Source organism: Ruegeria jejuensis, assembly GCF_041537905.1.
Taxonomy (GTDB): domain Bacteria; phylum Pseudomonadota; class Alphaproteobacteria; order Rhodobacterales; family Rhodobacteraceae; genus Ruegeria_C.
The window spans coordinates 21,434-42,652 of record NZ_JBGRUO010000022.1; the positions used below are offsets into that span (position 1 = coordinate 21,434).

The following is a 21,219-nucleotide window of genomic DNA, read 5'->3' on the forward strand; positions in this document are numbered from 1 at the left end:
CTGTCGCGAAGGACAAAGGCGTAGCCCGGACATGCGGTTCCTGCTGGTAGAAGACTCGATGACGCTCGCCTCCGCGGTGCTGGACCGGTTGCGTCTGGACGGTCATGTTGTGGATCATGCACCTGACGTCGAACAGGCGCGCGCCTTTGCCGAGGCGGCTGATTACGATTTGATTTTGCTGGATATTATGCTGCCCGATGGCGATGGGCGCGACTTTTTGAAATCGCATCGGCAGGCCCGCAACGAAACGCCGGTGATCGTGCTGACCGCGCGTTCTGCGGTGTCGGACAGGGTCAGTGTTCTGGATCTTGGCGCGGATGACTACATCACCAAACCTTTCGACTTTTCCGAGCTTGAGGCCCGTTGCCGTGCGGTTCTCAGGCGGCGTGGAGGCGGCGCATCGACCGTCCAGCGATTCGGTGATGTCACTTTCGACCCGCTTGCCGGGACGCTCACCGTGGGCGACCGCCGCGTCAGCCTGCGCAACAAGGAGTTAAGGCTGCTGGAAATTTTCCTGAGCGCGCCGGACCGTATCTTTTCCAAGCCCAAACTGGTGGACCGGCTGTTCAGCTATGACGAGGATGTCTCGGACAACGCGATCGAGGTTTATGTGGGCCGGTTGCGCAAGCATCTGGCGGGATCAAATGTCGAGATCGTGACGGTGCGCGGTATGGGCTACAGGATTTCCCGCGCATGAGCCGCATGGCGCAGATCAGCGGCTCGATCCGCCGCCGCCTGATCGGGCAATTGGTGCTCGGTTCCGCCGTGTTGGCGGCTGTGCTGGTTCTGCTGGTGACTAATCTGGCCCGCAACGTGGCGCAGGACACGCAGGACAGCATCCTGATGGCCAGCGTGACCTCAATTCTCGATACGATGACGGTGCGCGATGGCGAGATTTCCGTCGATCTGCCCTATGCCGCGCTGTCGATGCTGGGCAATGTCAGCGAAGACCGCGTGTTCTATCGCATTCTGGCCGATGGTCAGCTTTTGACCGGCTATGAGGATCTGCCCGATCCCGGTGATCCGGGTCGCGATGGCGGCTACATCACCGCGCCTTATGCCGGGACCGAAGTGCGCATGGCCACGGCTGAGCGCCGCCTGTCGGTTGCGGGTACGCCGATCATGGTCACGGTCTCGGTCGCCCAGACCCGGCAGGGGTTGATGCACACCCTTGCGCAGGTTTCGCGCCGGGGCGCGGCGGTGGGCATCGGGTTCTTTGTATTGGCCGCTTTATTGGCCGTGCTGACCACCGAGTTCGGCCTGCGACCGCTGCGCGATCTGGCAGGCGCCGTGTCACGGCGCGGCCCAAAGGATTTGCGTCCGGTCAAGGGGCCGGTGCCGCAGGAAATGGCGCCGCTGGTCACCTCGCTCAATTCTTTCATAGACCGGCTGCGCTATTCCCTGTCCCGGTCCGAGGATTTCATCGCCGAAGCAGCGCATCGCGTGCGTACACCGCTCTTCACCGTGCGCACGCAGGCCGAGATCGCGCTCAGACGTGTCGAGCGCCCCGAAAACCGCGCCGCAATCAAAGAGATGATCCGCGCTCTCGACGAAAGTTCGCGTGCCGCCGGTCAGTTGCTGGATCACGCGATGGTCACCTTCCGCACCGATCATCTGGAAAAGGAGCGGGTGCTGCTCACCGAGTTGGCCGAAGAACTGGTCGACCGGCTGCGCCCGGTTGCCGATCTGCGCGATATCGGGCTTTCGATGCAAAGTGAGGGTACCCCGCAGGTGCAGGGCGATGCCGTGCTGATCGAAAACGCCCTGCGCAACGTGCTGGACAATGCGATCAAATACTCCGCCCCCGATAGCGACGTGGATATCCGTATCGGGCGCGAGATGTCCCATTGCTTCATCATGGTCGGCGATCACGCTGGCGGCTTCCCCGAGGGGGCCCTGCACCGCATGACCGAGCGCTTTGCGCGTGGCGACAATGCCGGTGGCACGGTTGGTTCGGGCCTCGGTCTGACCATTGCCCGCGAGGTTCTGGAAGCGCATGGCGGCAGGCTTACCCTTGAAAACAAAGGAGATGGCGCATGCGTCACGCTGTGGTTCCCGGCCTCCTGATCGCGTTCTGGCTTAGCTTTGTCAGCGCGCTGCATGCCTATGAAATCGAAGGCGAACTGATCGTCGGCGATCCCGATGCCGACGCCCGGCTGCGCATCATCTCGACCACCGATATCGACCTGTTCGAGCCGTTCCTGGCCGCATTTGTCACCGCAAATCCCGAGATTGCCATCGATTATGTGGTCGCCAGCAGCGCCGAGCTTATGAAGGCGGTACAGAGCGGCGAGCCGTTTGATCTGGTTCTGTCTTCGGCCATGGACCTGCAGACCAAGCTGTCCAATGACGGCTACACCCAGCCCTATAGTTCGGCGGCCACCGATCTGGTGCCGGATTGGGGCAACTGGCGCGATCACCTCTTTGCGTTTTCGCAGGAAACCGTGACGCTGGTCATCTCGCCCGCCGCCTTCGAGGGGCTCGACATCCCGCAAACACGGCAGGACCTGATCCGCCTGCTGCGCGATCACGAAGACCGGTTCCGGGGGCGTATCGGCACATATGACATCTCGCAAAGCGGGGCGGGCTATCTGTTTGCCACGCAGGACGCGCGCGCCTCGGAAAGCTATTGGCGGCTGTCCGAGGTGATGGGCAATCTCGGCACGCGGTTCTTTTGCTGCACCAGCGAAATGATCGAGAAGGTGGCCACCGGTGAGATTGCCATGGCCTATAACGTGCTGGGCAGTTACGCCGCCGCCCGCACCGACCTTGCCGACGGTATCCGCATCGTCGAGTTGCAGGATTACACGATCATGATGCTGCGCACCGCTGCGATCCTGCGTGACGCGCCCAACGCGCAGGCGGCGGGCCTGTTCATCGACCACCTGATCCGCGCGGCCTGGGGGCCTGCCGAGCTTGACTATTACCCGTTCCCCCGCTTTCCCGCACCGGAAGGCGCGGTCAGCGCCACCCGCCGCCCGATCCGGCTGGGACCGGGGCTGCTGGTCTATCTCGACGGGCTGAAGCGCCGGGCCTTTCTGTCGGAATGGCGCGATGCGATGCGGTGGTGACAGAGGTCGCGCAAACTTTGTAGAAGGGGCCTGTCATAGCGGGAGAAAACTGATGGCAGGCAATGGCGACACCACCCCGCCCAAAGGCACCCTGACCATAGAGGCCCGGCTTGGCGCTGCCAGTGTCAGCCCGGCTGACGTGGCCCATCGCACCCGTGTTGTCGAACGCTATATAGCCGCGCTCAACCGTGCCGATCTTGATGCGGTGGTCGAGCTGTTCGCGGCGGACACGCTTGCGCTCGACCCGCTGGGCACACCTCCGATCCGGGGGCGCGATGCGTTGCGCGACTTTTTCGCCAATGGCCCTTTTCTGCACCGGATCAAGGCCGCGCTGGACGGCCCGGTGCGCGTTGCGGGCAACGCGGCGGCCTTTGCCTTTACGGCGCAGTCCGATGGCAAGGTAATGCATATCATCGATGTTTTCGATTTCGACGATCAGGGCAAGATCGAAAAGATGGTGGCCTATTGGTCCAGTGCAAACACAAGCTGAGTTGTACCAGCTATGCCTGAAACGCGGCGGCCAGAGGGGCGGGCAGATCGAACTCGCTCAGCACCCGCGCGCGCGCTTCAGATGACATCTTGCGCGCGGTTTTCTGCACGATGCTTTCGATCTTCTCCGGTGAGTGTTTCTCGGCGAAAGGTGCGAAATACCATTTCAGGAACACGAAACAGATCACATCCTCAAGCGCCTGCACCTCGGTGTCGCGCTTGATGCCCTGTTTGCGCAGCATCCGGCCCGCGGCATCGGTATCTTCGACGCTATAGCCCTCGGCCTCCATCAGGGCACAGACCACCTCCGCATGATGTTCGGCCTGCGCGCGCCGCCAGGCCAGATACCCGGCGCGGCCTTCGGGATACTCATTGCGCGCCAGTTTCCAGCGTTCCACATGCTGGCCGCGCGCCGCGATCTGCAGCGGTTCAGAAGCATCGGAGAACAGACGCGCCAGTTCCTCGCTCATGCGCTGACCATAAAGCAGCGCTTCGGGCTGACCCTCATCCTGGCGCGGGTCTTTGGCATTGGCAGCGTCGATAGCGTCGATCACGCGGGTGAGGGCAGTTGTCATGGCGGGCTCCGGCTGTGACTGTCTTGTAATCGGCCCCATTGGCGCAGCGTTTTTCGGGCTTGTCCAGATGCGCTAACCCGTCATCGCGTCCGGCGGAATGATTGCGCCGCGATGCGCGATCACCCGCGCTGCCAGATTGTGCCCGCGCTGCATCGCCTCTTGATCCGATCTGCCCTCGGCAATGGCCGCCAGATAGCCCGCGTTGAAGCTGTCACCGGCGGCTGTGCTGTCGATCACCTGATCGACCTGCGCCAGCCCCTCCGGCACCGTTCCGTCGGTCAGGTTCAACGGCCCCTCGGCCCCGCGTTTCAGTGCGCCACGTGTCACGCCCGCTTTGGCCAATCGGGCCAGAACCGCGTTTTCGTTGCGCTCCCCGAACAGCGCCATTTCGTCATCGACCGAGGGCAGCGCCAGATCGGACGACCTCCAGAACCGCATGGTCCAGTCGCGCGCGGCTTCGGTATCCTCCCACAGCGTAGGCCGGTAATTGCTGTCAAAGGCAAACCAGCCCCCCGCCTGGCGGAACCTGTCGATCCGCTCGGCGAGCAGGGCGCGAACTCCATCCGGCAGGATCGCAAGCGTGATGGCTGAAAGATAGACGAGATCGAACTGATCAAGCACATCCGGCGTGACCTTGCAGGGTGCGGAAAATAACGTGCGCGCGGCGGAATCCGAGCGCCAGTAGGTAAAGCTGCGCTCGCCACTCTCATCAGTGTCGATGGCATAGAGACCGGGGGACTTGTCGGCGCGCCGCTCAATATGCGTCGCGTCCAGGCCGTGCGCGGCCATGTCGCCCAGAATGCGCGCAGAAAACCGATCGGTCCCAAGCGCCGTCACATACGAGACTGTCCTGTCCGCCCCGGGCAATAGGCGTTTGAGGTAAACGGCAGTGTTGTAGCTGTCCCCGGCGATACCCAGCCGGGTTTGGCCCTGTGGATCAGTGGACAGTTCGATCATCACCTCGCCGATGCAGGCGAGCCTGCGGATGGTACGCTTGGGCGTCATTGTCGGGGTTTCTCCGTCGGGGTCAGATATCGCCAAATGTGGCCCGTACCTGTGCCCAGGCTTCGGCAAGGTGGTCGCGCAAGGCGGCTTCGGCGGCGTCGGGATCGCGCATCAGGATGGCCCCGAAGATCGCCTTATGCGCCTCGTAATTGCGCTGGTTGCGTTCGGGTAGCCGTGGCATGCGCCTCCATTGCGGCGCGAGCCAGGTGGTATAGGCGCGTTGCACCGCAGGCAGTACCGGATTGCCCGAAATGTTGAAGAACACAGCATGGAATTGGGTATCGGTCACATAAAACAACTCGGAGTCGTTGATGGCCATCCGGTTTTCGTCCAGCGCATATTTGAGCGCCGCGATGTCATCGCGGGTCGCGTCTTTTGCGGCCTGGCGCACCAGGGCGGCCTCGACCATGATGCGGGTCTCAAACAGATTGCGCACGCCGCCCGGCTGGTCCAGCAGATGCCCGACCACGCCGCTGATCGTTTCAATCGCGGTGTCAAAGCCTGGCTTGCGCACTACAGGTCGGAACCGAGGCCGGGCCTCGACCAGGCCCCTGCTCGACAATGTCTGCACCGCCTCACGGACCACCGTGCGCGAGATGTCGAACTCTTCCATCAATTCGCGTTCCGAGGGCAACGGGTAACCGTCCGCCAAGCGGCCGGATCTGATCCTGTCTTCCAGTGACTGAACGATCTGGTCAGCAGCCCGACCCGACCTTGCGCCTGTCTTCAAATCTGTGACTCCTGTCTCACGAGCTCCCCCCCGGCTGGCGGAGTTGGCGAAACGCCTCATTTTGTCATACAAAATAGGCGCCAGAAATGCAATATGGACAAAATATCGAGAGGTTTCTCAGACTTCTTCTAGATTTGGTTATACCAAAAAGAGCAGCCAACAGGTTACGCACCCGCTAAAGCAGCGAGGCGCATTCCGGTATTGGAGATTTGACCTGACCGGAGCGCTTGTGCAGCAGGAGGTTTTCCGCCGCCAATTGTCCCATCGCGGCACGCGTTTCCACGGTGGCGCTGCCAATATGCGGAGTCAGGATGGTGCATGGATGCGTGCGCAGGGCTTGAGGGATGTGAGGTTCGTTCTCGAACACATCCAGTCCCGCCCAGCCAAGATGACCCTCCTGCAGTGCCACCACAAGAGCCGCCTGGTCGACTACAGAACCGCGTCCGACATTGATCAGAACGCCTTGAGGTCCCAGTGCGGCGATTACCTTGGCGTTCACCATATGCCGCGTGGCCGCCCCGCCCGGTATCACGCAGATCAGCGCATCCACGACATGGGCCAGCTTGACTAGGTCGTCATAAAACGCATAGCCAACATCTTTGCGCGCACGCGCCGTGTAGCAAATGGTGCAGCCAAATGCCTCGAGCTTTCGAGCGATTGCCATACCAATACGGCCCAATCCCAGAATGCCGACGGTTCGCCCATCTGCGCTCAGGGCCAGGGGCAGTTCGCCCTCTGTTTGCCACCGGCCTGTCCGCGCCTGTGCCATTTGCGATTCCCAGTTGCGATAGCAGGACAGGTAGAGCAGCAAGGCCGTGCTGGCGACCTCTTCGTTCAGCACATCCGGAGTGTGCGTGACCAGCACCCCGCGCCGTACAGCCGCGTCGGTGTCGATCGCGTCATACCCGACACCATTGCTCGAAATCAGCTCTAGCGCGGGCAGGGCGTTCAGATAGGCGGCAGGCAGGCCCAAATGCCCGTCGGTCAACACGTATCGGATGCCTGCTCCATTCTCGTCCAACCAGCGCTGCGGATCAGCCATGTCCGATACGCGATGCAGGGTAAAGTCTGCCTCTAGTAAGGCGTGCATGTGCTCGGTCAGCGGGGCGAGAACAAGAAGGTCGCTCATCTGGGCTTCAATGATTGTCTCGAGGCAGCGATTTCCTTGAAATGTCTCGATACTCTGGCGCATCCCGCAACACCATGCCCTTGTCGAAAGGCTGCACGAGCTCGCGGAAATACTGCTGCCAGGGCGACTGGCTATCGGGGACGGGATAGCCACCCTGCGCCTGCAAATCCGCCCTGCGCGCCGTCAGTTCCGCCTCTTCCACCAGCATATCCGCCGTCCCTTTGGTCAGGTCGAACCTGACCCGATCTCCCGTCCGCAGTAGCGCCAAGCCGCCGCCATCCGCCGCCTCGGGCGAAGCGTTCAGAATGGACGGAGAGCCGGAGGTTCCCGATTGCCGCCCGTCGCCGACACAAGGCAAAGCGTCGATCCCCCGTTTCAGCAGATAGGCGGGGGGGCGCATGTTCACCACCTCGGCCCCGCCGGGATAGCCCTTGGGGCCGGCGCCGCGCATGAACAGGATGCAGGTCTCGTCAATCTCTTCTGCTGGGTCATCGATCCGGTGATGAAAATCCTCCGGCCCGTCGAAGACCACCGCGCGCCCTTCGAAGGCATTCGGATCATCCGGGTTCGACAGGTAGCGGGCGCGGAAATCCGCGCTGATGACGCTGGTCTTCAGGATCGCGCTGTCAAACAGGTTACCCTTAAGGTTGATGAACCCCGCTTCGGGTTTCAACGCCTGAGCAAACGGTCGGATGACATCTGCATGGCCCGAGCGCACAGATCGGCAATTGTCCCCCATGCTTTGCCCGTTTGCGGTGATCGCCTCGGGGTGCGGCAGCAACCCAGCCTCCAGCAACTCTCCGATCACTGCCGGCACGCCCCCGGCGCGGTGGTAATCTTCACCCAGGTATTTCCCGGCGGGTTGCAGGTTGACCAGCAATGGCACCTGATGGCCCACTGACTGCCAGTCCTCATTATCCAGCGGCACGCCCAGATGCCGGGCGATGCCGTTGAGGTGGATGGGTGCATTGGTCGAACCGCCAATGGCCGAGTTGATCACGATGGCATTCTCGAAGGCCGCGCGGGTCATGATGTCGCTAGGGCGCAAGTCCTCCCAGACCATATCGACAATGCGTTTGCCGGTTTCATAGCTGATTTGCCCGCGCTCGCGATAGGGCGCCGGAATGGCGGCCGCGCCGGGCAGTTGCATACCAAGCGCTTCGGCCAGCGAATTCATCGTGGTTGCCGTGCCCATCGTGTTGCAATAGCCCACAGAGGGGGCCGAAGCGGCAGCAATCTCCATGAATTCATCATTGTCGATCTCACCGGCGGCCAGCAATTCGCGCGCTTTCCAGATCACTGTTCCCGACCCGGCGCGCTCGCCCTGGTACCAGCCGTTCAGCATCGGCCCAACACTCAGCGCAATGGCGGGCACGTTCACCGTGGCGGCGGCCATCAGCAGCGCCGGTGTCGTCTTGTCACAGCCAATATTCAGCACCACCCCGTCGATTGGGTAGCCGAACAGCGTCTCGACCAGTGACAGATAGGCAAGGTTGCGGTCCAGCATCGCCGTGGGCCTCTTGCCGGTCTCCTGAATGGGGTGCACGGGTATTTCCAGCGGCGTGCCGCCTGCGGCGATGATCCCGTCGCGCACCCGTTTGGTCAGTTCCAGATGGTGCCGGTTACACGGGCTCAGGTCGCTGCCGGTCTGGGCAATGGCGATGATCGGCTTGCCCGATTGCAGCTCTTCCCGCGTCAGCCCGTAATTCAGATAGCGCTCAAGATAGAGCGCGGTCATTTCGGGGTTTTCCGGGTTCATGAACCATTGCCGTGACCGCAGGTCTTCGGGCTTTACTTTCGCCATGATTTCCCCTCCCATGAGTTTTGTCGGACCAAATTTGACGTTAGCGCAATCAGACAGGAAGCGGCGCGGGGCTGCAAGGGCGAATTTAGGCCTGCGTCTTGGCGGAGATTCCATATGGTCGGGCCGGGAAAGGGAGCGGGACATGCAATCAGAACTGAAAGTCGCGGTGCTGGGGACGGGATTGATGGGGTTTCCGATGGCGCGGAACTTATGTTCTGCCGGCTTTGACATTGCCGTTTGGAACCGCAGCGCGGACAAGGCCGCATCCTTGGCCGCCTTCGGCGCGCGGGTCGCCGCATCCGCGGCTGATGCGGTTGCTGGGGCGGATGTCGTGATCAGCATGGTTTCGGATGGCGCAGCGGTCCTGGCTCTTGCCGGGCAGGAGGATCTGCGCGCGACATTGGGGCAGGGCGCGATATGGATCGACATGTCCAGCACCAAACCCGAGGAGGCGCGGGCGCTGGCGACCAGTTTGCAACAGATCGGCGTTCAGGTGCTGGATGCGCCCGTCTCGGGCGGGACGCGGGGGGCAGAGCAGGCAAGCCTTGCCATCATGGTAGGGGGCGCGCCCGAGGTTCTGGAGCACGCCCGCTCTGTCCTGCAGGCGATGGGGCGGCCCGTGCATGTGGGGCCGACGGGCGCGGGGCAACTGGCGAAACTGGCCAATCAGACCATCGTTGCCATCACCATCGGCGCCGTGGCCGAAGCCACGCTGCTGTTGGAGGCTGGCGGGGCGGATGTGGCGGTGGTGCGCGACGCGCTGAAAGGCGGGTTTGCCGACAGCACCATCCTGCAACAACATGGCGCCCGGATGAGTGCGCGTGATTTCTCGCCAGGCGGGCCCTCGCATTTGCAGGTCAAGGATCTGGATAACGCTTTGGCAGAGGCAGGTGGCCTGAGCCTCGTGCTGCCCACGGCAAGCACAATCCGCGACCGGTTCCAACGATATGTGACCGATCTGGATGGCGGCGAGCGCGATCATTCGGGCCTGTATGAGGAATTGCTGGACCTGAATGGATTGAAATCATGAGACAGGTCCTGATCTTTGGCGGCGGCGGCATGGTCGGGCAGAAGCTGTTATCGCGCCTGATGGCAGATGGTTTGAATGGTGATCGCGACCTGCAGATCACTTTGCACGATCTTGCATTTGCGGGGTCAGCCCCCGACGGCGTGGTTCAGGTCACCGGCGATCTGGCGCAAACGGGCGCGGCCGCAGCGCTGATCCAGGCGCGCCCTGACGTGATCTTCGATCTCGCTTCGATTGTTTCGGGCGAGGCCGAGCGCGACTTCGACAAAGGGTGGCAGGTCAACATGTTCGCCATGTGGCACCTGTTGAGCGCCATCAAGGCTGAACACGCGGCAAGTGGCGGAACCTATTGTCCGCGTTTGGTTTTTACCTCGTCGATTGCGGTGTTCGGTGGGCCTTATCCCGACAAGATCGACGACACGTTCCTGTCGGCGCCACAAACCAGCTATGGCGCGCAGAAAGCCGTGAGCGAAGCGATGCTGAGCGATTTCAGCCGCAAGGGGTTCCTTGAGGGCATCTCGATCCGTCTGCCCACGATCACGGTGCGCCCCGGCAAGCCGAATCTGGCTGCCTCGTCCTTCTTTTCCTCGATCATCCGTGAGCCGCTCAATGGTCAGACTGCGATCTTGCCGGTGCCCGACACCGTGCGTCACTGGCATGCCTCGCCGCGATCAGCAGCGGGGTTTCTGACCCATGCCACAACTCTGGATCTGGGCCGTCTGGAGGGAAGAAGGGCGCTCAACATGCCGGGTCTCAGCTGCACGGTCGCTGAGCAGATAGAGGCGCTGCGCCGGGCCGCCGGGCAATCAGCGGTCGATTTGATCCGCCATGAACCAGACCCTGAGATCATGCGCATCGTCGAAGGGTGGCCGCGTGATTTCGACACCGTTCGGGCGCATGATTTGGGGTTTGTGGCCGAGCGCAGCTATGACGAGATCATTGCGGTCTATATGGCCGATGACATGGACGGCGCCTGAATATCGGCCGGACTGTCCTCGGAGGGCAGCAGGTTACGCGACAGGTGATTGTGGATGCGCTGCCGGATGAGGGCCTCGTCATGCGCCAGCGCCGCTTCGAGAATCCCGCGATGCTCTTCGACGTTTTCCGCGATATAGGAAAACTCCCGGTCGCTGCTGATCATCTGTTGGCGGAACTGTTGGTATATCCGCGCATGGGTCTGTTTGAGAACGTCCGAACCACAGGCTTCGATCAGGGTCTGGTGGAACTCCAACTCCGCCTCGGTCCAGAGCGTCAACAGTTTGGGCGCGCCCATGCCATCGCCGATGCGGCTTTCGATATGGGACAGTTTGTGATGCGCCGCCGTCAGGCGCGCCTCCCAGGCGACACCGCCAATGCGGATCGACCGGCACGCCCCTTCCGATTCCAGAAGGATTCGGAATTGGGTCAGATCATGCTGCAGCGCCGGTGATCGCTGCGGGATGCGAAAGCCGCGCTGCTCCTGAAAATCGACAAGCCCCACGGTGGACAGGCGGAACAGCGCTTCGCGTACCGCGCTGGCGGAACAATCGCAGTCCTTTCGCAACGCTTCCGGCCTAAGCCGTTGTCCCGGCGCGAATTCTCCATTTACAACGCGGTCGCGCAGAATGTCATGAAGCGAGGGCGTCGTGGTCATGAATCTGCTCCAAATTGCCGGTTTAAAATATCTAAAAAATTTCGGGAAACAACTGGATTTACGAAATTTTCAAAAACCGCACAATTTTCTTGTCAGAAAATCGGGGCCTGACTAGTTTAGTCATACCAAATTCAGCGGAGGGAAGAGGAGCCGTCCGTCGAATCTAAAAAACCAGGGAGGACATAATGAAATTACTCAGGACATTTTCGGTTGTGGCATCGGCTGCGGCTTTATCGGTTGGAGCGGCGCTTTCGGCCTCGGCAGAGACCACCACGCTGCGCATCCAGACCCATTTCTCACCCGAGACGCTGTCTGGCCAACTGGCCAAGAAATTCGTCGATGACGTGACCGCCATGTCCAATGGCGAGATTGAAATCGAGATGTTTTATTCCTCTGCCGTTGTGAAATCGGCTGAGACCTTTGATGCGGCTGCAACAGGCATTCTCGATTGCGACATGACCGGCGGGGCCTATCAGACCGGCAAGAACCCGGCATTCCAGTTCGCGGGCGACCTGATGGGCGGCTATGCCAACCCCTATCAGCAGATGGCGTGGCTGTTGCATGGCGACGGTCGTGAGAAGATCAACGAGCTTTATAACGGCCACAACATGCAGTTCATCGGCTGGTGGATTCCGGGGCCTGAATCGCTGTCCTCGACCAAGCCGATCAGCGGTGTCGAAGACTTCAAGGATTGGAAGTTCCGTTCACCTCCGGGCATGGCGACGTTGGTGTTCAAGAATCTCGGCGCCTCGCCCATCGTGATGGATTTCAACGAAATTTTCACCGCGCTGGAAACCGGTATCATTGATGGTGCGGATGCGGCCAACCTGACCAACAACATCGGTTTGGGTCTCTACGACATTGCCAAGCACACCAACTATCCCGGCTTCCATTCGATGCCCGCCGACCATCTGGCCTGCCGCATGGATGTGTGGGAGGCAATGCCCGACCATCACAAGGCGATCATGGAAGTGGCCATGGATTCGTTGGCGCTGCACAATGCCACTCTGAACGAGGTCAAGAACGCGCAGAACGCCAAGCTGCTGCGGGATCAGGGTGTGAACCTCTATGAGTGGTCGCCCGAAGAGCTTGCCAAGTTCCGCCAGGCGGTGAAGGCCGGTTGGACAGAGTTTGCCACCACGCCGGAATCCAAGGAGCTGCTGAACAGCCATATCGAGTTCCTGACCGGTATGGGTGCGATGTAACCCGACACCCGTGCCTTGCACGGGGTGCGACGGGCGGCAGGGCAAAAATGCCCTGCCGGACCACCCGAAATCTGCCCCCATTTCTAAGCAGACTGGCGCAGGATGAAGATCACCGGGATCACCAGCCATGTGCTGTAACATGTCCGGTTGGGGCGCGTGTTTTTGCCTCGGAAACGCGGCTTTGGCCAAGAGTGCTTTAGTCGAACAAGTGATCCGGTTGCCGGTGGCTTGGGTGGGCATTCTCACGCCCGAGGCCTGCACGCTGGATGTTGTGCCTGCCTCAGATTCTATCCGGCACAATGAGATCACATAAGAAAGGGAGGGGACGTCTTGGACGAGGAAACCGGTGGATTTTGGGAGTGGGTGATCCCCTTGGCCTTTCTGATCTGCACGGGCTGGGCGATCTGGCATACGCCCGCCTACCTTCTGGATTTCATCCCGCCAGACAATCCCAGCCTGTTCGACCAGATGAGCGAATTGCATCAGCGCAAGGATGTGACCCCCGGCCTGCCGGGGCTGTTCGGCGGGTTCGCCGATGCGCTGGACTGGGCCGCGCTGGTGCTGATCCCGATCATCTTTGTGATCGGTTGTCTGAATGTGAAGGTCGCGCCGATGGAGTACCCGCATTGGCGCTCGATCGACCGGATCGCCCTGTTCATCGGCCGGGTCACGATGATGATGATCATCTCGATGACCGGCGTGATGTTGTATGAGGTGTTCCTGCGCTACGTGATCGAGGCTCCGACGCTCTGGGCGAATGAGCTTACGCTGTGGATTGCGGGGTTCGTCTTCATGGCCTCGGGCATCTATGCCATGCAGCAGCGCAGTCATATCCGGATCTTCATTATCTATGACCTGGCACCGCGCTGGATGCAGAAACTGTTTGACACGATTTCGGTCGTGTTGCTGGCGGTCTTTGCCTTCTTTCTGGTCTTCGGCAGCTACCACCAGGTGTTCGTTACGAAATTCTACAAATGGGAGATGTTCGGGACCGCTTTCGACCCGCCCATTCCTGCCACCATGCAGCCCATGGTTCTTATCACCATAGTGCTGGTCGCCCTGCAGGCCTTCATCAACCTGATCGCCGACTGGAACCTGGAGCCGACGGTGCATTCGGCGGCGGATGATATCGACGAAGAAGAACTTGAAGCAATCAAACGCAGCGTGGGGTCTGACTGATGGATGTAGGAACGATCTCGCTTGTTCTGGTCTTTGGCTTGATCATTCTGCTGGCGATCGGGATGCCGCTGGGCTTTGCCTCGGCGGTGCTGGCGCTCGCGGTTATGATCATGAAATTCGAGCCGGAGTTGATCTTCAACCCGCTCAGCTTTGGCGAAGGCATGCTGACCGGGCGGCCCGGCACAGGCGCGCTTTACATCCTGACCCAGAAGATATTCGATCTGTTAACGGAATATGTGCTCATATCCGTGCCCTTGTTCATCTTCATGGCGGCACTGCTGGAACGATCCGGCATCGCCAAAGAGATGTATAACGCGCTGGATTTCTGGCTCAGCCGGGTGCGCGGCGGGATTGCGATTGTCACCTCGCTGATGGCGGTGATCATGGCGGCCATGTCGGGGATCATCGGCGGTGAGGTTGTGCTGCTGGGCCTGATTGCGCTGCCGCAGATGCTGCGGCTGGGCTACAATCAGAACCTGGCCATCGGCACGATCTGTGCGTCAGGCTCGCTGGGCACGATGATCCCGCCGTCGATTGTTCTGATCATCTACGGGCTGATCACCGAAACATCGATCAAGGCGCTCTTTACCGGGGCTTTTGTGCCGGGCTTCATGCTGGCCAGTTTCATCATCCTCTATATCGTGATCCGGACCCAGTTGCGGCCCGAGGACGCGCCGCTGCCCGAACCGCAGCCCGGCGATCCGACAGGGGTGCAGAAGCTGGGTATGTTTGCGGCCTTTCTGTCTATCCTTCTGGCAGGGGTCTCGGCCCTGCTGCTGGTGCGGGTCGGGTTCCTGACGCTCACTGGCCAGAACGCAGCGCTGGGCGAGAATGTCGATCCTATCGCGATGGGCATGCCGCATCACATCCCGTGGCTGGCCATCAGCTTTGTCTTCGGGCTGGCGCTGATCTTTGTCATCTTCGGGCGCGAGCGATCAAAGCTCGGCTGGCAGCATGGCAAGGGACTGGTGCCGCCATTCACGGTAATCGGAGTGGTGCTTGGTTCGATCTATGGCGGGATCACCGGGATTACCGAAGCCGCTGGTATGGGCGCGATGGCGGTGTTCATCATCGCTCTCTTTCGGGGTGAGGCCTCGGTTGCGCTGGTCTGGGACAGCCTGATGCGTACGCTGCGCTCAACCGGCACGATCATCTGGGTTACCGTGGGCGCGGCCGCGCTCTCGGGGGCCTATACGCTTGCGGGCGGTCCGCGCTATATCGCCGATCTGATCGTGGGTGCCGAAATGCCGACGATGCTGGTGCTGCTGACCATGATGCTGATCCTGCTCTTCATGGGGGCATTCATGGATTGGGTCGGGATCGTTCTGCTGATCATCCCGGTTTTCCTGCCCATCGTGCAACGCCTGCCCATCGAAGAGATCGGCTTCATCGGCCAGCTCAGCCCGCAGCATGTGTCGATCTGGTTCGGGGTGCTGTTCTGTATGAACATGCAGGTCAGTTTCCTGTCTCCACCCTTTGGACCGGCGGCATTTTATCTCAAGTCCGTGGCCCCGCCGCATATCTCGCTGACCGATATCTTCCGCGGTTTCCTGCCTTTTATCGGTGTGCAGCTTGTGGCGCTGGCGGTGCTGCTGATCTGGCCGTCCATCGTGACTGTACTGCTTTAGAGAGGGAGGGCGTCTCATGCTGTCCGAAACCCAAATCCGCCAGTTCCGGCAAGATGGATATCTGGTTGTTGAAAACGTGATCGACACGGTGACACTTGATGCCGTGCAAGCCGAATATGCCGGGCTGTTGGATGGACTCTACGCGGGTTGGCAGCGCGAAGGTCTTTTGCCCGCGCCCGATTCCGGATGGAGCTTCTGGGAGAAACTGGATCGCATCCGCGCTGCCGGGTTGGAGTGGTTCCAGCCAATGGATATCAGCCTGCCCCATGACGGGATTACCGAAGACACGCCGATGCATTTCGGTCCCGCCGTGTTCGATCTGCTGACCCATCGGCGCATTCTGGACATCGTCGAAACGCTGATCGGAGGAGAGATCACATCGAACCCGATCCAGCATGTACGGATCAAACCTCCGCAGCGCGAGGTCCCCGGCGATGAGGCGCGCGCGCATATCGTCTCTACCGCCTGGCACCAGGATCAGGGTGTGACACTTGAAGAAGCTGACGAGACCGATTTCGTGACCGTCTGGATCGCGGTGACGGATGCCAATGTCAGGAATGGATGCCTGCAACTGATCCCGAATCCGCCTGCTGAAATGCTGCCGCATTGCCCGCAAGGTCAGACCGCCATCGCGCCCGGTCATCTTGATGCGTCGCGCGCGGTGCCGGCCGAGATCGGGGCAGGGGGGATCATCCTGATTGACCCATATACGCCCCATAGCGCCGGGCCGAACCAGTCGGACGGGTATCGCTGGTCTTTCGATATTCGCTACAACGTGACGGGGCAACCGACGGGGCGACCCCAGTTCCCGGATTTTGTCGCGCGGTCTCGTGCTGCCCCGGAAACCGAGCTGAAGGACTGGCGCATGTGGCTGCTAAGCTGGCAGGACGCCCGCCACCATCTTGCCAATACCACGCATATGCCGCAGCACCGCTGGCCAGCGGATGCGCCGTTCTGTGCATGAGGGACAGGTGAAGCGCATTCTCGTCATAGGGGCCGGGCTGATCGGCAGCCGTCATGTGCAGGCCGTGCGCCAGCATCCGCGTTGCCGTCTTGCCGGGGTGGTCGATGCTGACCCGGCGCGCGGTGATGGAACGGCACCGTTCTTTCAGGATCTCTTTGACGTCGATGTCGAGGTTGACGGCGCGATCATTGCAACGCCGACCGGGCTGCATCACCCACAGGGCGCGCATTGCGCCGCGCGTGGCTGGCACATGCTGATTGAAAAGCCTGTGGCGACCACGGTGGAACAAGCGCATGAACTGGCGCAGGTCGCGGCGCGGGCAAATGTGCGCTGTCTCGTCGGACATCACCGCCGCTATCACCCGGCTGTGCGCCAACTGCGCGAGGTGATCACTTCGGGTGCCATCGGCGATCCGGTGAATTCGACGCTGATCTGGTCGATGCGAAAGCCGGATGATTATTTCAATACGCTCTGGCGTCAGTCCGAGGGCAGCCCGGTGATGATCAATCTGGTCCATGATATCGACCTACTGCGGTTCGTGCTGGGTGAGATCACCGATATCTGCGGCTTTGGCGCGGATCATCAGCGCGACGGGGCGCGGGTGGAAAGCGGAGCTGTGGCGCTTCGGTTCGAGTCCGGCGCTTGCGGGACGATCAGCTTTGCCGATACCACGCCAAGCCCCTGGGGGTTCGAGGCGGCAACGGCTGAAAACCCCAACATCGCGAGCAGCGGTCAGGACATGTGGTGGATCACCGGCACGAAAGGCGCTGTTTCCTTCCCGTCGCTGACGCTCTGGACCGGTGCGAGGGACTGGTCGCAAGCACCGCAGCCCGCGCAATTGCCGGTGCAGAGCGCTGTCCCGCTTGAGGCGCAGCTCGATCACTTTGTCGATGTGATAGGTGGTGGTGCCGAGCCGGTCATCAACCTGAAAGATGCCAGCCGGACGCTTGAGGCAACCTGCCGGATCGAGGCCCTGCTGGCCACCGATATCAAGACCCGCAAGGGTGCGCATATGCCTGAATTTGCAAAATCTTAACGCCTGGGAGGGCTGTAAATGAACAAACCTGACATCGGATTTATCGGTCTCGGTCTTATGGGCTCGGCCATGGTCAACCGGCTGCAGGATCGGGGCTATCGCGTGACGGTTACCGCCAACCGGTCTCGCCCCAATGTCGATGCGGCGGTGGCGCGCGGTGCGGCTGAGGTTGGCACGGCGCGGGAAGTTGCCGAAGCCAGCGACGTGGTGATGTTGTGTATGGACACGTCGGCCAGTGTCGAAACCCGGATGCGTGGCCCCGAGGGCGTGATCGCCGGGCTGCGGCCCGGCGCTGTGGTGGTGGATTTCGGCACCTCGCTGCCCGCCAGCACGCGGGCGCTGGGCGCGGAGGTTGCCGACGCCGGAGGCAGCTATCTGGATGCGCCGCTTGGCCGGACGCCCTCACATGCGCTGGAGGGGCAGCTCAACATCATGACGGCGGGGGACAAGGCGGCTTATGATCGGGTCAAGCCGGTGCTGGATGATCTGGGCGAGAACGTCTTTCATCTGGGTGAATTGGGCGCGGGCCACACCACGAAACTGATCAACAATTTCTTCGGCATGACCGTGGCCAATGCCATGGCCGAAGCCTTTGCCATGGCCGATATCGCCGGTGTGCCGCGCCAGAGCGTTTACGACGTGATGGCCGCCGGGCCGCTGCATTCCGGTATGATGGATTTCGTCAAGGCCTACGGGGTTGATGGCAACCCGGCGATGCTGGCCTTTGCCATCAAGAACGCCGCCAAGGATGTGGGCTATTACGACCAGATGGCGCGTGATGCGGGGGTTTCCTCGCAGATGGCTCCGGCGGCGCTGGGCGCGCTGCGCGAAGCGGTGGACGAGGGGCGCGGCGATGACATGGTCAGCCAGATGCTCGACCATTTTGTGGCGCGTTTCGCGACCAAGCCGGGCTGAGACGTTGGCTGCCCCGGTGCTCTCTGACCGACCGACGCTGGGCATCGTGATGATGCTGACGGCCTATCTGCTGTTTTCTGTCGTCGATACCTCGGTCAAATGGATGCTGGCTCTGGGGCTACCAGCGCTGCAGCTGGCCTTTTTGCGCTATGCGGGCCATTTCGTGATCTCTCTCAGCGAGGCGGGGCTGCGCGGGCTGGGGCCGATTGCGCCCATTCGCAGGCATTTCGGGCTCTTGACGCTTCGGGCGGCGGCGCTGGCTTTGGCGACGGTCGGGAACTTCTTTGTGCTGACCTACCTGTCGCTGACGCTTGTCTCGGCAATCATGTTCTCTGCCCCGATCATCGTCTGCCTGCTGTCCGTCCCACTGCTGGGAGAGCATGTCGGCCCCTGGCGCTGGGGTGCGATCCTGCTGGGGTTTGTTGGCGTGCTTGTGGCCATCAATCCGTTTGGCGCCGATTTCCATTGGGCGGCACCGCTGGCGATCCTGAACGCGACGGGCCTTGCGATCTATGCCCTGCTGACCCGGCATCTGGCGGGTGAGGTCAGCAGCCGGACGATGCAGTTCTTTACCGGCGCGGTGGGGACGGTGTTGCTCGCGCCGTTTGCCATTGCAATCTGGCAGCCCTCTTCCGATCCTTTGGTCCTGACGCTTTGGGCGGCATTGGGTCTGTGCGCCTGGGCCGGGCACGAGTTTCTGACCCGCGCCCATCGTTTTGCCACTGCAAGCGTGCTGATGCCGTTTTCCTACAGCTTTCTCATCTACCTGACGATCGCCAGCTACATCGTGTTCGATCAGCTGCCCGATACCGCGACCTTGCTGGGCGCGGCGCTGATCGTTCTGTCCGGCGTGATCATCTGGCAACGGGAACGCAGGCGAGGTCGACCTGCTGGCGCAGTGACTTAATGCGCCATCCAAATAGGGCACGGGGTGTCTTCCGGACCGCCCGGCGCAGTGCACAGCGCCTGAAACCCCGGCTTGAACCGGCGCCAAAGCGCCAGACGCAACACCGGTGACACCGGAAGAAACTGGGAAGTTGATATGCGAGTAGGTGTAATTGGACTGGGTGACATGGGCAGCGGGCTGGCCAAGAACCTGATGGCAAACGGATCTGAGACCTGCGGTCTGGACCTAGATGACGCGCGGATGCGGGCCTTTACCGATATGGGCGGTACGCCTGCGGTAAGCGCAGCCGAGGTCGGGGCGAACTCGGACGCGGTCTATGTCATGGTGATGAATGGCGATCAGGCGAAATCGGTCATTCTGGGCGAGGACGGTCTGATCGGCCACATGCAGCCCGGCGGCGCGGTGATCCTGACCGCCACGATCAAACCCGCCGAGGCGCGCGAGATCGGCGCGGCGATGGACGGCTCGGGCATCCACCTGATCGACAGCCCGGTCTCGGGTGGGTTTCCCGGCGCACAGGGCGGGACGCTGACCATGATGGCGGCGGGCGCGCCTGACGTGCTGGAGCGTTTTGCGCCGGTGATGGAGGCGGTCTCGGCCACCATCCACCGGGTCGGGACGCAGCCGGGCGAGGGGCAGGTGGTCAAGGCCTGCCTGCAATCGCTGATTGGCGCCATGTTCGGGGCAACCTTCGAGGCAGCAGCGCTGGCAGCCAAGGCAGGGGTGAGCGGCGAGGTGCTCTACAACGTGTTCTCCACCTCAAGCGCGGGTTGCGGCATCACAAACACCGCGCTTGGCAACATCATCGATCGCAAATTCGAGGGCACCGGCTCGGGCATCGGGACCATGCACAAGGATCTGACCATCTCGCTCAGCATGGCCGAAGAGCTTGGCGTGCCGCTTTTCATGGCGGCGAGCGCGATGCAAATCTTCCATCAGGGCAAGACGAAATACCCCCATGGCGACAACTGGATCTGCGCCCGCGTGATGGAAGAGATCGTCGGCGCGGAACTGCATCGCTAAGGAGGGCGGGTGATGAAACTTGGCGTAATCTGCGACGGCATCAGTCGCGATCTGGTTCATGCGGTCGATGTGATGGACGAATTTGACCTGACCTATGCCGAACTGCAATTCGTGGGCGATACCGAGGTGGGCGACCATTCCTCCAATGAAATCCGGGAAATCGACGCGCTGCTGCGCGCCCGCGGAAAGTCAGTCAGCTGCCTCAGCCGCCATATCTTTGCGGGGATGACCGCTGCCAACAGGCCGGGCGATGAACTGCACACCCGGCATATGGACGCGCTTAATCGCGTGATCGATATGGCCCATGTGGTGGGATCACCGCTGGTGCGCATCATGACACCGAAGAAAGAGCAGATTCTCTGGGGTTTCGGCGGGGCCGAGAAATGGAATGTGGCCCATGGTGCCTGGGATGCGATGCTGCCACTGATCGCCCCGGCGGTTGATCTGGCGCGCAATGCGGGTGTGACCTTGGTGGTCGAAACCGGCAACGGCACCATGGTCAACTCCAACTACACCGCGCGCAAACTGATCGACGATCTGGATGCCAAGGACACGCTGAAGGTGCTTTGGGATCCGGCCAATAACTGCTGGTGCCATGAACGCGCTTATCCCGATGGCTATGACGAGGTGAAGGACGGCTATCTGGGCCATGTCCATATCAAGGATGTGCAGGTCGATACGCCAAAGGCCACGCTTGAGGTGCGCGAGATGGGTACGGGGCAGTTGGCGGATCAGTTCCAGCCCATGGCCGATGCGCTGCGCGCGGATGGCTATGACGGGGTGATCAGTTTCGAATCCGTCTACCACCCTGGAAATGGCGATTTCGAGGCCGGGTTTCGCCAATGCATTGCCCGGTTCAAGGCGCATTTCGGGTGACGATTGGGATGTCCTCGGGACCG

General features: G+C 61.4%; 21 protein-coding genes. 15 read left to right on the forward strand and 6 right to left on the reverse strand.

Annotation, left to right across the window (positions count from 1 at the left end):
* Nucleotides 1-31 precede the first annotated feature (31 nt).
* Genes AB1E34_RS20540 through AB1E34_RS20555 form a run of 4 tightly spaced genes read left to right on the forward strand, consistent with a single transcriptional unit; the run spans nt 32 to nt 3,561 of the window.
* The gene (locus AB1E34_RS20540) at nt 32-697 is read left to right on the forward strand and encodes a response regulator transcription factor (protein ID WP_372574184.1); all 666 of its coding nucleotides are present in this window, start codon (nt 32-34) and stop codon (nt 695-697) included.
* Complete coding sequence (locus tag AB1E34_RS20545) at nt 694-2,067, forward strand: sensor histidine kinase (protein ID WP_372574185.1); 1,374 nt, start codon at nt 694-696, stop codon at nt 2,065-2,067. The genes AB1E34_RS20540 and AB1E34_RS20545 overlap by 4 nt, the downstream gene beginning before the upstream one ends.
* Nucleotides 2,037-3,071 (forward strand): ABC transporter substrate-binding protein, encoded by a 1,035-nt coding sequence (locus AB1E34_RS20550; protein WP_372574186.1) that lies wholly within the window; start codon nt 2,037-2,039, stop codon nt 3,069-3,071. Before AB1E34_RS20545 ends, AB1E34_RS20550 begins: the two co-directional genes overlap by 31 nt.
* A 52-nt stretch (nt 3,072-3,123) precedes the next feature.
* Complete coding sequence (locus AB1E34_RS20555) at nt 3,124-3,561, forward strand: nuclear transport factor 2 family protein (RefSeq protein ID WP_372574187.1); 438 nt, start codon at nt 3,124-3,126, stop codon at nt 3,559-3,561.
* Between the two features lie 10 nt (nt 3,562-3,571).
* On the opposite strand, the gene AB1E34_RS20560 is transcribed toward AB1E34_RS20555, so the two are convergent.
* From AB1E34_RS20560 to AB1E34_RS20580, 5 genes are all read right to left on the reverse strand, one after another.
* On the reverse strand, nt 3,572-4,135 hold the full coding sequence (locus AB1E34_RS20560; protein WP_372574188.1) for a DUF4202 domain-containing protein: 564 nt from the start codon (nt 4,133-4,135) through the stop codon (nt 3,572-3,574).
* 72 nt (nt 4,136-4,207) lie between these two features.
* A complete protein-coding gene (locus tag AB1E34_RS20565) occupies nt 4,208-5,140 on the reverse strand; it encodes a sugar kinase (protein WP_372574189.1) in 933 nt (310 codons plus the stop codon).
* Between the two features lie 22 nt (nt 5,141-5,162).
* Nucleotides 5,163-5,870, reverse strand: coding sequence for an FCD domain-containing protein (locus AB1E34_RS20570; protein WP_372574190.1), 708 nt, complete (start codon nt 5,868-5,870; stop codon nt 5,163-5,165).
* 175 nt (nt 5,871-6,045) lie between these two features.
* Nucleotides 6,046-6,999, reverse strand: a complete 954-nt coding sequence (locus AB1E34_RS20575) for a 2-hydroxyacid dehydrogenase (RefSeq protein ID WP_372574191.1) — start codon at nt 6,997-6,999, stop codon at nt 6,046-6,048.
* Nucleotides 7,000-7,006: 7 nt separating this feature from the next.
* A complete protein-coding gene (locus AB1E34_RS20580) occupies nt 7,007-8,803 on the reverse strand; it encodes an IlvD/Edd family dehydratase (RefSeq protein WP_372574192.1) in 1,797 nt (598 codons plus the stop codon).
* Nucleotides 8,804-8,816: 13 nt separating this feature from the next.
* On the opposite strand from AB1E34_RS20580, the gene AB1E34_RS20585 reads away from it, so the two are divergent.
* Nucleotides 8,817-9,833 (forward strand): NAD(P)-dependent oxidoreductase, encoded by a 1,017-nt coding sequence (locus AB1E34_RS20585; RefSeq protein WP_372574193.1) that lies wholly within the window; start codon nt 8,817-8,819, stop codon nt 9,831-9,833.
* Nucleotides 9,830-10,807 (forward strand): D-erythronate dehydrogenase, encoded by a 978-nt coding sequence (denD, locus tag AB1E34_RS20590; protein ID WP_372574194.1) that lies wholly within the window; start codon nt 9,830-9,832, stop codon nt 10,805-10,807. The genes AB1E34_RS20585 and denD overlap by 4 nt, the downstream gene beginning before the upstream one ends.
* On the opposite strand, the gene AB1E34_RS20595 is transcribed toward denD, so the two are convergent.
* Complete coding sequence (locus AB1E34_RS20595) at nt 10,777-11,463, reverse strand: GntR family transcriptional regulator (protein WP_372574195.1); 687 nt, start codon at nt 11,461-11,463, stop codon at nt 10,777-10,779. The genes denD and AB1E34_RS20595 overlap by 31 nt on opposite strands.
* A 185-nt stretch (nt 11,464-11,648) precedes the next feature.
* Here AB1E34_RS20595 and AB1E34_RS20600 point away from each other — a divergent pair, with 185 nt between their 5' ends.
* The 9 genes from AB1E34_RS20600 to AB1E34_RS20640 all read left to right on the forward strand — a co-directional run bounded on the left by AB1E34_RS20600 (nt 11,649) and on the right by AB1E34_RS20640 (nt 21,196).
* Complete coding sequence (locus tag AB1E34_RS20600; protein ID WP_372574196.1) at nt 11,649-12,668, forward strand: TRAP transporter substrate-binding protein; 1,020 nt, start codon at nt 11,649-11,651, stop codon at nt 12,666-12,668.
* Nucleotides 12,669-12,998: 330 nt separating this feature from the next.
* A complete protein-coding gene (locus tag AB1E34_RS20605; protein ID WP_372574197.1) occupies nt 12,999-13,847 on the forward strand; it encodes a TRAP transporter small permease subunit in 849 nt (282 codons plus the stop codon).
* Entirely contained in the window at nt 13,847-15,475 is a 1,629-nt protein-coding gene (locus AB1E34_RS20610; RefSeq protein ID WP_372574198.1) for a TRAP transporter large permease, read from the forward strand. The genes AB1E34_RS20605 and AB1E34_RS20610 overlap by 1 nt, the downstream gene beginning before the upstream one ends.
* A 16-nt stretch (nt 15,476-15,491) precedes the next feature.
* Nucleotides 15,492-16,439 (forward strand): phytanoyl-CoA dioxygenase family protein, encoded by a 948-nt coding sequence (locus AB1E34_RS20615; RefSeq protein ID WP_372574199.1) that lies wholly within the window; start codon nt 15,492-15,494, stop codon nt 16,437-16,439.
* Nucleotides 16,440-16,446: 7 nt separating this feature from the next.
* On the forward strand, nt 16,447-17,475 hold the full coding sequence (locus tag AB1E34_RS20620; protein WP_372574200.1) for a Gfo/Idh/MocA family protein: 1,029 nt from the start codon (nt 16,447-16,449) through the stop codon (nt 17,473-17,475).
* Nucleotides 17,476-17,493: 18 nt separating this feature from the next.
* Nucleotides 17,494-18,390: an NAD(P)-dependent oxidoreductase gene (locus AB1E34_RS20625; RefSeq protein ID WP_372574201.1), complete on the forward strand. Its 897-nt coding sequence runs from the start codon at nt 17,494-17,496 to the stop codon at nt 18,388-18,390.
* A gap of 4 nt (nt 18,391-18,394) precedes the next feature.
* Nucleotides 18,395-19,297 (forward strand): DMT family transporter, encoded by a 903-nt coding sequence (locus tag AB1E34_RS20630; RefSeq protein WP_372574202.1) that lies wholly within the window; start codon nt 18,395-18,397, stop codon nt 19,295-19,297.
* Nucleotides 19,298-19,432: 135 nt separating this feature from the next.
* Nucleotides 19,433-20,320 (forward strand): NAD(P)-dependent oxidoreductase, encoded by an 888-nt coding sequence (locus AB1E34_RS20635; protein WP_372574203.1) that lies wholly within the window; start codon nt 19,433-19,435, stop codon nt 20,318-20,320.
* Nucleotides 20,321-20,332: 12 nt separating this feature from the next.
* On the forward strand, nt 20,333-21,196 hold the full coding sequence (locus AB1E34_RS20640) for a sugar phosphate isomerase/epimerase family protein (RefSeq protein ID WP_372574204.1): 864 nt from the start codon (nt 20,333-20,335) through the stop codon (nt 21,194-21,196).
* Nucleotides 21,197-21,219: the final 23 nt, after the last annotated feature.